12 protein-coding genes are annotated in these 12,802 nt (G+C 63.8%); all 12 read right to left on the minus strand.

Annotated features, from left to right (window positions below; all coding sequences use genetic code 11):
* Positions 1–2: 2 nt before the first annotated feature.
* On the minus strand, positions 3–1,505 hold the full coding sequence (locus FOC84_RS05340; RefSeq protein WP_173143506.1) for an NADH-quinone oxidoreductase subunit M: 1,503 nt from the start codon (positions 1,503–1,505) through the stop codon (positions 3–5).
* Entirely contained in the window at positions 1,502–3,538 is a 2,037-nt protein-coding gene (gene nuoL, locus FOC84_RS05345) for an NADH-quinone oxidoreductase subunit L (RefSeq protein WP_173143507.1), read from the minus strand. The genes FOC84_RS05340 and nuoL overlap by 4 nt, the downstream gene beginning before the upstream one ends.
* Positions 3,539–3,556: 18 nt before the next feature.
* On the minus strand, positions 3,557–3,865 hold the full coding sequence (gene nuoK, locus FOC84_RS05350) for an NADH-quinone oxidoreductase subunit NuoK (RefSeq protein ID WP_006217969.1): 309 nt from the start codon (positions 3,863–3,865) through the stop codon (positions 3,557–3,559).
* Positions 3,862–4,512 (minus strand): NADH-quinone oxidoreductase subunit J, encoded by a 651-nt coding sequence (locus FOC84_RS05355; RefSeq protein WP_173143508.1) that lies wholly within the window; start codon positions 4,510–4,512, stop codon positions 3,862–3,864. Before FOC84_RS05355 ends, nuoK begins: the two co-directional genes overlap by 4 nt.
* A 17-nt stretch (positions 4,513–4,529) precedes the next feature.
* On the minus strand, positions 4,530–5,018 hold the full coding sequence (nuoI, locus tag FOC84_RS05360; RefSeq protein ID WP_008161196.1) for an NADH-quinone oxidoreductase subunit NuoI: 489 nt from the start codon (positions 5,016–5,018) through the stop codon (positions 4,530–4,532).
* A gap of 21 nt (positions 5,019–5,039) precedes the next feature.
* The gene (gene nuoH / locus FOC84_RS05365; protein WP_173143509.1) at positions 5,040–6,113 is read right to left on the minus strand and encodes an NADH-quinone oxidoreductase subunit NuoH; all 1,074 of its coding nucleotides are present in this window, start codon (positions 6,111–6,113) and stop codon (positions 5,040–5,042) included.
* Positions 6,113–8,440, minus strand: a complete 2,328-nt coding sequence (nuoG, locus tag FOC84_RS05370) for an NADH-quinone oxidoreductase subunit NuoG (RefSeq protein WP_173143510.1) — start codon at positions 8,438–8,440, stop codon at positions 6,113–6,115. Before nuoG ends, nuoH begins: the two co-directional genes overlap by 1 nt.
* A 15-nt stretch (positions 8,441–8,455) precedes the next feature.
* Positions 8,456–9,823 carry an NADH-quinone oxidoreductase subunit NuoF gene (nuoF, locus tag FOC84_RS05375; protein ID WP_173143511.1) on the minus strand — a complete coding sequence of 456 codons (1,368 nt, stop codon included), beginning with the start codon at positions 9,821–9,823 and terminating at the stop codon, positions 8,456–8,458.
* Positions 9,820–10,314 carry an NADH-quinone oxidoreductase subunit NuoE gene (gene nuoE / locus FOC84_RS05380; RefSeq protein ID WP_013392145.1) on the minus strand — a complete coding sequence of 165 codons (495 nt, stop codon included), beginning with the start codon at positions 10,312–10,314 and terminating at the stop codon, positions 9,820–9,822. The genes nuoF and nuoE overlap by 4 nt, the downstream gene beginning before the upstream one ends.
* Before the next feature lie 47 nt (positions 10,315–10,361).
* Positions 10,362–11,618, minus strand: a complete 1,257-nt coding sequence (locus tag FOC84_RS05385) for an NADH-quinone oxidoreductase subunit D (protein WP_088138981.1) — start codon at positions 11,616–11,618, stop codon at positions 10,362–10,364.
* Positions 11,619–11,621: 3 nt separating this feature from the next.
* Positions 11,622–12,248 carry an NADH-quinone oxidoreductase subunit C gene (locus FOC84_RS05390; RefSeq protein WP_173143512.1) on the minus strand — a complete coding sequence of 209 codons (627 nt, stop codon included), beginning with the start codon at positions 12,246–12,248 and terminating at the stop codon, positions 11,622–11,624.
* A 75-nt stretch (positions 12,249–12,323) separates the two neighbouring features.
* A complete protein-coding gene (locus FOC84_RS05395; protein WP_006217960.1) occupies positions 12,324–12,800 on the minus strand; it encodes a NuoB/complex I 20 kDa subunit family protein in 477 nt (158 codons plus the stop codon).
* Positions 12,801–12,802 lie beyond the last annotated feature (2 nt).

The raw sequence follows: 12,802 nt of genomic DNA on the forward strand, positions 1-12,802 counted from the left end.
TCTTACAGTTTCGAGACGGCAACGTGTTGCAGCAGGGCCTCCACCGAAACGTGCATCACGTCGGTGAAGGGCTTGGGATAGATCCCCATGTACAACACGGCGATCGCCATCACGCCAAGAATCACAAACTCGCGGCGGTTGATATCGGTCAGCTCGCGCACGTGATCATTGGCGACGTCGCCCAGGACCACGCGCTTGACCATCCACAGCGAGTACGAAGCGCCCAGGATCAGGGCGGTAGCCGCCAGCAGACCGATCCAGAAGTTGTGCTCGACCGCGCCCATGATCACCATGAACTCGCCGACGAAACCGCTGGTGGCCGGCAGGCCGCTGTTGGCCATCGAGAACAGGATGAAGAAGGTCGCGAACCGCGGCATGACGTTGACCACGCCGCCGTAGTCGGCGATGCGGCGCGAGTGCATGCGGTCATAGAGCACGCCGATACACATGAACATGGCGCCGGACACGAAGCCGTGGGAGATCATCTGCACGATGGCGCCTTCGACGCCGGCCGTGTTGAAGATGAAGAAGCCCAGCGTCACGAAGCCCATGTGGGCAACCGACGAATAAGCCACCAGCTTCTTCATGTCGTCCTGGACGATCGCGACCAGGCCGATGTAGATCACGGCGATCAGCGACAGCGTGATCATCATGCCGGCCAGGCTGTGCGAGGCATCGGGAGCGATCGGCAGCGAGAAGCGCAGGAAACCGTAGGCGCCCAGCTTCAGCATGATCGCGGCCAGCACGATGGAGCCGCCCGTGGGGGCTTCGACGTGGGCGTCGGGCAACCACGTGTGCACCGGCCACATCGGCACCTTGACGGCGAAAGCCGCCAGCAAGGCCACGAAGATCAGGATCTGCGGGGTGTAGCCCAGCTTGGTCTGCTGCCAGGTCAGGATGTCGAACGAACCGCCCGACACGTTCCACAGGTACACGAAGGCGACCAGCGTCAGCAGCGAGCCCATCAGCGTGTACAGGAAGAACTTGAACGCTGCATACACGCGGTTCGGACCGCCCCAGACACCGATGATGATGTACATCGGGATCAGCGTGGCTTCGAAGAACACGTAGAACAGCATGCCGTCCAGCGCGCAGAACACGCCCACCATCAGACCCGACAGGATCAGGAAGGCGGCCATGTACTGGGCCACGCGGCTGGTGATCACTTCCCAGCCGGCCAGCACCACGATGATGGTGATGAAGGCGGTCAGGAGCACGAACCACATCGAGATGCCGTCGATGCCCAGGTGGTAGTTGACGTTGAAGGCCTCGATCCAGGAGGTCTTCTCCACGAACTGCATGGCAGCCGTGGAAGAGTCGAAACCGGTGTACAGCGGGATCGTGACGAGGAAACCGGCGATTGCGCCGACGAGCGACAGGCCGCGCGTCAGGCCGGGACGGTCGTCACGGCCCACCGCCAGCACCAGCAGGCCGAATACGATCGGGACAAAGATCGCAAGCGTGAGCCAGGGGAAAGTGTTGGATGCCATCTCGCTTGCCATCATTGGGGAATCAGCACAAAGAAAGTCACCAGCGCCATGATGCCGATGATCATCGCGAACGCGTAGTGATAGATGAAGCCGGACTGCAGGTGACGGCTGACCGCTGCCACCCAGCCCACCACGCGGGCGCTGCCGTTGATCAGCAGGCCATCGATGATGCCGCGATCGCCGGTCTGCCACAGGCCACGGCCCAGGCAGCGCAGGCCGCGGGCGATGATCTGCTCGTTGACCCAATCCACGTAGTACTTGTTCTCAAGCACCTTGTTGATGCCGGACAGGCTGGATTGAATCTTGGCCGGAACCTTGGGGTTGATCAGGTAGCAGTACCAGGCGGTGACGGCGCCAGCCACGACCAGCCAGAACGGAACCGTCTGGAAGGCGTGCAGGCCGAAGGCCACCCAGCCGTGCCATTCCTCGCCCAGCTCGTGCATCGCGGGATGTTGCGGCAGGACCTTGATGGCGCCTTCGAAGAACTTGCCGAACAGCATCGGGTCGACCACCAGGGCGCCGATGATGACCGACGGGATCGCCAGCAGCACCAGCGGCAGCGTGACCACCCAGGGCGACTCGTGCGGCGTGCCGTGATGGCCATGGCCGTCCGGCTCATGGTCGACGTCGGCCGCGTGGTGATGTTCGTCATGGCCATGGCCGTGACCGGTGGTGTCGAAGCGTTCCTTGCCGTGGAAGACCAGGAAGTAGACGCGGAACGAGTACAGCGAGGTCACGAACACGCCGATCAGGGTCGAGTAGTACGCGAAGTTCGCGCCCCAGACGTTCGCGGCGCCGGCGGCCTCGATGATGTGTTCCTTCGAGTAGAAGCCCGAGAAGAACGGCGTGCCGACCAGGGCCAGCGTGCCCAGCAGGAAGGTGATCCAGGTGATGGGCATGTACTTGCGCAGGCCGCCCATGTTGCGGATGTCCTGGTCATGGTGCATGCCGATGATGACCGAGCCCGCACCCAGGAACAGCAGCGCCTTGAAGAACGCGTGCGTCATCAGGTGGAAGATCGCGACCGAGTAGGCCGAAGCGCCCAGCGCGACCGTCATGTAGCCCAGCTGCGACAGCGTGGAGTACGCGACCACGCGCTTGATGTCGTTCTGGATGATGCCCAGGATGCCCAGGAACAGCGCGCCGATGGCGCCGATCACGATGATGAAGGACAGCGCCACGTCGGACAGTTCGAACAGCGGCGAGAAGCGCGCGACCATGAAGATGCCGGCCGTCACCATGGTGGCGGCGTGGATCAGCGCGGAGATCGGGGTCGGGCCTTCCATCGAGTCGGGCAGCCAGGCGTGCAGCGGCACCTGGGCCGATTTGCCCATGGCGCCGATGAACAGGCAGATGCAGGCGACCGTCAGCAGCATCCAGTCGGAACCGGGCAGCGTCAGGGTGGCCAGCTTGTCGGCCTGGGCGAAGACTTCGCCGTAGTGCATGGTGCCGGCGTAAGCGAACAGCAGGCCGATGCCCAGCACGAAGCCGAAGTCGCCGACGCGGTTGATCAGGAACGCCTTCATGTTGGCGAAGATCGCCGTGGGGCGGGTGTACCAGAAGCCGATCAGCAGGTACGACACCAGGCCCACCGCTTCCCAGCCGAAGAACAGCTGCACCATGTTGTTCGACATCACCAGCATCAGCATGGAGAACGTGAACAGCGAGATGTACGAGAAGAAGCGCTGGTAGCCGGGATCATCCGCCATGTAGCCGATGGTGTAGATGTGCACCATCAGCGACACCGAAGTCACCACGACCATCATCATGGCCGAGAGGGGATCGATCAGGAAGCCGATTTCCAGCTTGGTCTGGCCGATCAGGCTCCAGGTGTAGACCGCGCCGTCGAAGCGCAGGCCGTTGAGCACGTCGTTCAGCACCACCACCGAACCGATGGTGGAGATGAGCACGCCCAGGATGGTGATCATGTGCGAAGCACGGCGGCCGATGGGACGGCCCAGGAACCCGGTGCCGAAAAGGCCCGCGAGAATCGCCCCGGCCAGCGGAGCCAGCGCGATGAGCAAGTAGAGATTGGGTGAGCTAGACATTTTCTTCCAATACCCCGTTCAGCCCTTCAGGCGATCGAGTTCGTCAACGTTGATCGTGTTCAGGTTGCGGAACAGCAGCACCAGGATGGCCAGGCCGATCGCCGCTTCAGCAGCGGCCACGGTCAGGATGAAGAACACGAACACCTGGCCGGCGGTATCGCCGAACCAGCTGGAGAACGCCACGAAGTTCATGTTGACGGCCAGGAGCACCAGCTCGATGGACATCAGGAGAATGATCAGGTTGCGGCGGTTCAGGAAGATGCCGAAGATCCCGATGGCGAACAGGATCGCCCCGAGGATCAGATAGTGGGCCAGCGTCAGCGTCATTTTTGTTCTCCTTGGGGCGCGGCGGCGGTCGGGGTGCCGTTGTGCGCCTGGGCGCGCTCGCTCTGCGCGGGCATGCTCACCAGACGGAAACGGTCCTTCGCACGCACGCGAACGGCAGCCACCGGGTCGTTGTACTTCACGTCGCGGCGGCGGCGCAGGGTCAGCGCGATGGCGGCAACCATGCCCACCAGCAGCAGCGCGGCGCCCACTTCAATCGCGTAGATGTACTGGGTGTACATCGCTTCGCCCAGCGCGCGGGCGTTGTTGTAGTCGCCGGCGACCGGGGCTTGCGGGCCCGCGCCGTACCAGGTCGAACCCAGCACGAAGGCCATTTCCAGCACCATCACCAGGCCGATGACCAGGCCCAGCGGCAGGTAGGTCTTCATGCCTTGGCGCAAGGCATCCATGCGGATGTCCAGCATCATCACGACGAAGAGGAAGAGCACCATCACGGCGCCCACGTACACCAGCACCAGCAGCAGCGCGAGGAACTCGGCGCCCAGCAACATCCACAGCATGGCCGCGTTGACGAACGCCAGGATCAGGTGCAAGACGGCGGTGACCGGGCTGCGTGCGGTGATCACGCGGAACGCCGCGATCACCAGCACGGCGGCCAGTATGTAAAACAGGACAGTGGTAAAAGTCATGGATCAGGTCCTGGGCTTCAACGATAGGGAGCGTCTTCGGCCCGGCGGCGGGCGATGTCGGCTTCGTAGCGGTCGCCCACGGCGAGCAGCATGTCTTTGGTGAAATACAGGTCGCCGCGCTTTTCGCCGTGGTATTCGTGGATATGCGTTTCCACGATGGAGTCCACGGGGCAGCTTTCCTCACAGAAGCCGCAGAAAATGCACTTGGTCAGGTCGATGTCGTAGCGCGTGGTGCGGCGGGTGCCGTCGTCGCGCTGGTCCGACTCGATCGTGATCGCCAGCGCGGGGCACACGGCTTCGCACAGCTTGCACGCGATGCAGCGCTCTTCCCCGTTGGGGTAGCGGCGCAGCGCGTGCAGGCCGCGGAAACGCGGCGACGCAGGCGTCTTTTCCTGGGGGTAGCGCAAGGTCACCTTGCGCTTGAAGAAATACTTGCCCGTCAGGCGCATGCCCTTGAGCAATTCGGTCAGCATCAGACTGCCGAAGAAATCCTTGATCGCTTCCATATCCTGCCTCTGCCTGGCGGCTTAGCGCCAAATGTTCCAGGGCGTCTGCATCCAGATCGCCACCACGACCAGCCAAACGCCGGTCAGCGGGATGAAGATTTTCCAACCCAAGCGCATGATCTGGTCATAGCGGTAACGCGGGAACGACGCGCGGAACCACACGAACAACGAGACCACGAAAAACGTCTTGAGACCCAGCCAGATCCAACCGGGGATCCAGGTCAGCGGCGCGATGTCGATCGGAGAAGCCCAGCCGCCCAGGAACATGATCGAGGCCATGCAGGACAGCAGGATCATGTTGGCGTATTCGCCCAGGAAGAACAGCGCGAACGCCATGCCCGAGTATTCGACCATGTGGCCGGCCACGATTTCCGATTCGCCTTCGACCACGTCGAACGGGTGGCGGTTGGTTTCGGCCACGGCCGAGATCACGTAGATGACGAACAGCGGCAACAGCGGCAGCCAGTTCCAGGACATGAACGTCAGGCCCTTGTCGGCGAACCAGCCGCGGTTCTGCACATGCACGATCTCGGACATGTTCAGGCTGCCGGACACCAGCAGCACCGTCACCAGCACGAAGCCGATGGCCAGCTCATACGACAGCATCTGCGCGGACGCGCGCAGCGCGCCCAGAAAGGCGTACTTGGAGTTGGAGGCCCAGCCCGCCACGATCACGCCGTACACGCCGACCGACGTGATCGCCATGATGTACAGCAGGCCGGCGTTGACGTTGGCCAGGACCACGTCGGGACCGAACGGCACCACCGCCCAGGCGGCCAGGGCGGGCATCAGCGTGACCACGGGGGCCACGATGAACAGCACCTTGTTGGCCTGCGACGGAACCACCACTTCCTTGGTCAGCAGCTTGAACACGTCGGCGAACGGCTGCAGCAGCCCCCTGAAACCGACGCGGTTCGGACCCAGGCGCACGTGCATGGCGCCGATCATCTTGCGTTCCCAGTACGTCAGGTAAGCCACGCACAGAATGATGGGCACGGCGATGACCACAATCTTGATGAGGGTCCAGAGGACCATCCAGACCGTCGGGCCCAGCAGTGCCGTACCCTGGCTCTCAAGAACATTAAGCCATTCCATCAGGCACGCTCCACGCTGATTTGACCGAATGCGCCACCCAGGGCCGCGGTGTTTTCAAAGGCTGCGGAGATGCGCACGGCGCGGTCGGCCACGGCATCGTCCTGCACGGTTTCGAGTTCGACGGCGCCCTGCCCGCTCGACACGCGCACCTTGACGCCGGCCGTCAGGCCCAGGCTGGTGAGCGTGCGGCCGTTCATGGCGGCAGCCGGCTTCTTGGAGGCCGGAGCCGCTTGCAGCGGTTCCGAACGGCGGACCATGGCGTCGGTGCGGTAGATCGGCACGTCGGCGACACGCTCCAGGCCGTTGGCGGCCTGGCCCAGGCCCAGCGGAGCCTTGATCTCGTTGGACAGGCGGCCTTCGATGCCGCCAGCCAGCGCGGCGTCGCGCACGGACTCGGAGGTCTCGTCGTCGAAGCCGGCAAGGTGCAGGACGTTGCCCAACACGCGCAGGACCTTCCAGCCCGGACGGGTCTGGCCGAACGGCGTGACCGTGCCCTTGAAGCTCTGGGCCAGGCCTTGCGCGTTGACGTAGGTGCCCGAGGTTTCGGTGAACGGCGACACCGGCAGCATGACGTCGGCCCACTCGGCCGCGGCCGAACGGTAAGGCGTCAGGGCCACGGCGAACTGCGCGCCGCGCAGTGCGGCGATGGCCTGCTGGCCGTTGTCGGCATCCAGCAGCGGCTCGGCGTGCAGGACCACGTAGGCCTTCAGCGGCTCGGCCAGCATGGCGGCGGCGTTCTTGCCGCCCTTGCCCGGGATGGCGCCAGCCAGGTAACCGCCGACGGTGTTGCCGCCGGAGGTCAGGAAACCGAACTTGCCGCCGGCCAGTTCAGCCACGGCGCGGCCGTTGGCGGCCAGCGTCGAAGCCTGGGCGCTGGCCACGGCCAGGTTGCCCATCAGCACGGCGGTGTTGGCGCCGGAAGCCAGGCTGGCGGCGATGAGCTTGGCGTTTTCGCCGGGGACGACCGAGGCGAACTCGGCCGGCACGGCCTGTTCCTTGGCCTGGGCCAGGGCGACGGCCACTTCGGCCAGCGCGCGCGCCAGCTCGGACGGCGCCACGGTGATACGGGCAGCCACGGGCATCAGGGGCTCGTCGGCAGCGCTGTCGACCATCAGGATCTGCGTGCCGCGCTTGGCGGCCTGGCGCAGGCGCTGCGCCATCAGCGGATGATCCTTGCGCAGGAACGAACCGACCACCAGGACGCGGTCCAGGTTGTCGAGCTCGGCGATGGGCATGCCCAGCCACGGCGCGCCGGTCAGCGCGGCGTCAAAGGCGGCATCCGTCTGGCGCAGGCGGAAATCGATGTTCTCGGAACCCAGCGCGCGGACCAGGCGGCCCAGCAGCGCGTATTCCTCGGTGGTGGCGTACTCGGACGCCAGGGCGCCGATCTGGCCGGCGCCGAAGCTGTCGCGCACGCGGGACAAGCCCTGGGCCACGGCGGCAAGCGCGTCGCTCCAGGAAGCTTCCTGCCACTTGCCGTCGGTGCCCTTGATCATCGGAGCCGACAGGCGGTCTTCGCTGTTCAGGCCTTCGTACGAGAAACGGTCGCGGTCGCTGATCCAGCATTCGTTGACGGCTTCGTCTTCGAACGGCACCACGCGCATGACGCGGTCGCCCTTGACCTGGACCACCAGGTTGGCGCCCAGGCTGTCGTGCGGGCTGACCGAACGGCGGCGAGCCAGTTCCCAGGTGCGTGCGCTGTAGCGGAAGGGCTTGGAGGTCAGCGCGCCCACCGGACAGATGTCGATCATGTTGCCCGACAGTTCGGACTCGATCGAACGGCCGACGAAGGTCGTGATCTCGGAGTGTTCGCCACGGCCCAGCATGCCCAGTTCCATGACGCCGGCGATTTCCTGGCCGAAGCGCACGCAGCGGGTGCAGTGGATGCAGCGGCTCATTTCCTCGGCGGAAACCAGCGGACCCAGGTCCTTGTGGAACACCACGCGCTTTTCTTCCTGGTAACGCGAGGAAGAGCCGCCGTAGCCCACGGCCAGGTCCTGCAGCTGGCATTCGCCGCCCTGATCGCAGATCGGGCAGTCGAGCGGGTGATTGATGAGCAAGAATTCCATCACCGACTTCTGAGCGGCGATAGCCTTCTCGGAGCAGGTGTGGACGACCATGCCGTTGGTCACGGGCGTGGCGCAGGCGGGCAGTGCCTTGGGCGCTTTTTCCACTTCAACCAGGCACATGCGGCAGTTGGCCGCGATGGACAGTTTCTTGTGGTAGCAGAAATGCGGCACGTAAAGCCCGACTTTCTGGGCGGCATGCATGACCATGCTGCCTTCGGGCACTTCGACCTTGTTGCCGTCGACGGTTAGTTCAACCATTGCTGTTCCTGAGACCTACAGATATTGCGGGACCACACAAGACTTATGCTCGATGTGGTGCGCGAATTCGTCGCGAAAATGCTTGAGGAAGCCACGGACGGGCATGGCGGCGGCGTCACCCAGGGCGCAGATGGTGCGACCCATGATGTTGCCCGCCACGTTGTCCAGCAAGTCCAGATCTTCCGGACGGCCGTGACCGTTTTCGATGCGGTGCACCATGCGGTAGAGCCAGCCGGTGCCTTCGCGGCACGGCGTGCACTGGCCGCAGCTTTCCTCGAAATAGAAGTACGACAGGCGCAAGAGCGACTTCACCATGCAGCGCGTTTCGTCCATGACGATCACGGCGCCCGAGCCCAGCATCGAGCCGGCCTTGGCGATGGAGTCATAGTCCATCGTGCATTCCATGATGATGTCGGCCGGCAGCACCGGGGCGCTCGAGCCGCCGGGGATCACGGCCTTGAGCTTCCTGCCACCGCGCATGCCGCCCGCCAGCTCCAGCAGGGTCGAGAACGGGGTGCCCATCGGGATCTCGTAGTTGCCGGGGCGTTCGACGTCGCCGGTGATCGAGAACAGCTTGGTGCCGCCGTTGTTCGGCTTGCCGACTTCCAGGTAGGCCTGGCCGCTGTTGCGGATGATCCAGGGCACCGCCGCGAACGTTTCGGTGTTGTTGATCGTGGTGGGCTTGCCGTACAGGCCGAAGCTGGCCGGGAACGGCGGCTTGAAGCGCGGTTGCCCCTTCTTGCCTTCCAGCGATTCCAGCAGCGCGGTTTCTTCGCCGCAGATATAGGCGCCATAGCCGTGGAACGCGTGCAGCTGGAAGCTGTAGTCCGAACCCAGGATCTTGTCGCCCAGGAAGCCGGCGGCGCGCGCCTCTTCCAGCGCTTCCTCGAAGCGCTCGTAGACTTCGAAGATTTCGCCGTGGATGTAGTTGTAGCCGACGCTGATGCCCATGGCGTAGGCCGCGATGGCCATGCCTTCAATCACGATGTGCGGATTGAAGCGCAGGATGTCGCGGTCCTTGAACGTGCCGGGCTCGCCTTCGTCGGAGTTGCAGACCAGGTACTTCTGGCCCGGGAAGGCGCGCGGCATGAAGCTCCACTTCAGGCCGGTCGGGAAGCCCGCGCCGCCGCGGCCGCGCAGGCCGGAGGCCTTGACCTCGGCGATCACGTCTTCCGGCTTCATGCCGGTGGTCAGGATCTTCTTCAGGGCTTCGTAGCCGCCGCGCTTGACGTATTCGGCCAGGCGCCAGTTGGCGCCGTCGACGTCGGCCATGATCTGCGGCTGGATGTGCCGGCCGTGCAGGCACATCGAATTGGAAACGTCGTTCAGCGGGTTGGGGTCCAGCCCCTGCGCGAACTGTTTGTACAGGTCGGGCGCGTTCATGCCGACTCTCCTTGCACCTTGAGGGCCGCGACCAGCGCGTCCAGCTTCTCTTCGGTCATGCGCACGCACATATGCTTGTTGTTCACGATCAGCACGGGCGAGTCACCGCAAGCGCCCATGCACTCGCCTTCCACCAGGGTGAACTGGCCGTCGGGAGTGGTGCCGCGGTAATCGACGCCCAGCTTGCGCTTGAGGTAGTCGCCAGCGCGTTCGCCATCGCGCAAGGCACAGGGCAGGTTCGTGCAGACGGCGATCTTGTTCTTGCCGACGGGCTTGACGTCGAACATGTTGTAGAAGGTGGCGACTTCCTGGACCGCGATGGGCGGAACGCCAATGTAGTTGGCCACATCTTCAATGATTTCGGTAGCCAACCAGCCCTTCTCTTCTTGCGCGATGGCAAGCGAGGCCATGATGGCGGACTGCCGCTGGTCGGCCGGGAACTTCGCGAGTTCTCGGTCGATTTTCTGGTAGGCCTGTTCGGAAAGCAGCATAGTTTGAATCCGGGTTATGCGGGCGTGCTCGTGACTGTCTGGGCGGATCAGCGATCGATTTCGCCGAAAACGATGTCCTGCGTGCCAATGATGGTGACGGCGTCGGCGATCATGTGACCGCGCGACATTTCATCCAGCGATTGCAGGTGGACAAAGCCGGGGGCCCGAATCTTCAGGCGGTAAGGCTTGTTGGCGCCATCGGACACCATATAGATGCCGAATTCGCCCTTGGGGTGTTCCACCGAGGCGTAAGCTTCACCGGGAGGCACGTGGAAACCTTCAGTGAAGAGCTTGAAGTGATGGATCAGCTCTTCCATGTTGGTCTTCATGGCGGTGCGCTTGGGCGGGGCGATCTTGTGGTTCTCGATCATGACCGGGCCCGGGTTGTTGCGCAGCCATTCCACGCACTGGCGGATGATGCGGTTGCTTTCACGCATTTCGGCGATACGGACCAGGTAGCGGTCATAGCAGTCGCCGTTGACACCCACGGGGATGTCGAAATCGAGCAGATCGTAGACTTCGTAGGGCTGCATCTTGCGCAGGTCCCAGGCCACGCCCGAACCACGCAACATCGGGCCGGTGAAGCCCAGCGCCTTGGCGCGGTCAGGGTCGACCACGCCGATGCCCACCAGACGCTGCTTCCAGATGCGGTTGTCGGTCAGCAGAGTTTCGTACTCGTCGACGCAAGCCGGGAAGCGGTTGGTGAAGTCTTCGATGAAATCCAGCAGCGAGCCCGAACGCGCGTCGTTCATGACGCGCATTTCCTTGTCGCCGCGGTACTTGCTGGTGTCGCCGTATTGCGGCATCGAGTCCGGCAGGTCGCGGTAGACGCCGCCCGGACGATAGTAGGCCGCATGCATGCGCGCGCCCGAGACCGCTTCGTAGCAGTCCATCAGGTCTTCGCGTTCACGGAAGGCGTACAGGAACACCGCCATGGCGCCCACGTCCAGCGCGTGCGAACCCAGCGACATCAGGTGGTTCAGCAGACGGGTGATCTCGTCGAACATCACGCGGATGTACTGCGCGCGCAGCGGGGCTTCGACGCCCAGCAGCTTCTCGATGGCCATGACGTAGGCGTGCTCGTTGCACATCATGGACACGTAGTCCAGGCGGTCCATGTAGGGCAGCGCCTGGATGTAGGTCTTGTGTTCGGCCAGTTTTTCAGTGGCGCGGTGCAGCAGGCCGATGTGCGGGTCGGCGCGCTGGATCACTTCGCCGTCGAGCTCGAGCACCAGGCGCAGCACGCCGTGCGCGGCCGGGTGCTGGGGGCCGAAGTTGAGCGTGTAGTTCTTGATTTCTGCCATGATTTAACGCCCCAAGCCGTAGGAGTCTTCGCGGACCACGCGCGGGGTGATCTCGCGCGGATCAATCGTGACCGGCTGGTAAATGACGCGCCGCTGTTCCGGGTCGTAGCGCATTTCGACAGTGCCGGACAGCGGGAAGTCCTTGCGGAAGGGATGGCCGATGAAGCCATAGTCGGTGAGAATGCGGCGCAGGTCCGGATGGCCTTCGAAGACGATGCCGTACAGGTCGAAGGCTTCGCGTTCGAACCAGCCCACTGCCGGCCAGCATTCCATCAGCGACGCGACGATGGGGAACTCGTCGTCCTCGGCCCAGGTGCGCACGCGCAGGCGCCAGTTGTTCTCGATCGAGAGCAGGTGCACGACCACGGCGAAACGCGCGCGGTGGATCCTGGCGGTCGTTTCCTCGGGCAGTTGGCGCGTGCCGTTGCCCCAGGTCAGGTAGTCGACGCCGCAGAGGTCGATACAGGTTTCAAAGCGCAGGCCGGCTTCGGTGCGCAGCTTGTTGCAGACGGAGAACCACTGCTGCGCGGGCACTTCGAGCGTCAGCTCGCCCAACGCCTCGGTCAGCGCGATATCCGCGCCGAGGGTGGTCTGCAAATTGTTTTTCAGGGTTTCGAGCCTGGTCATCATCTTGTACGCTTAGGTGAACCGATACGCTGGTTTCGCGGGGCCGGCGGCAGGAATTGCCGCCCGGCGCGGCGAAGCTCAGCGCGCAATCGTGTTGGTCAGACGGATCTTGTTCTGCATTTGCAGCAAGCCGTAGACCAGCGCCTCGGCCGTGGGCGGGCAGCCCGGCACGTAAACGTCTACCGGTACGATGCGATCGCAGCCACGGACCACCGAATACGAGTAGTGGTAGTAACCGCCACCGTTGGCACAGGAGCCCATGGAAACCACCCAACGCGGCTCGGGCATCTGGTCATAGACCTTGCGCAGCGCCGGCGCCATCTTGTTGCACAGCGTGCCGGCCACGATCATCAGATCGGACTGACGCGGGCTGGGCCGGAAGATGATGCCGAATTGGTCCAGGTCGTAGCGGGCCGCGCCCGCGTGCATCATTTCAACCGCGCAACAGGCCAGACCGAAGGTCATGGGCCACATGGAACCGGTTTTCGCCCAATTAAGGAACTTGTCGGCGCTGGTTGTGATGAACCCTTGCTTGAGAATGCCGTCTATAGCCATAT

The sequence above is a fragment of the Achromobacter pestifer genome, assembly GCF_013267355.1.
Lineage (GTDB): Bacteria > Pseudomonadota > Gammaproteobacteria > Burkholderiales > Burkholderiaceae_B > Achromobacter > Achromobacter pestifer_A.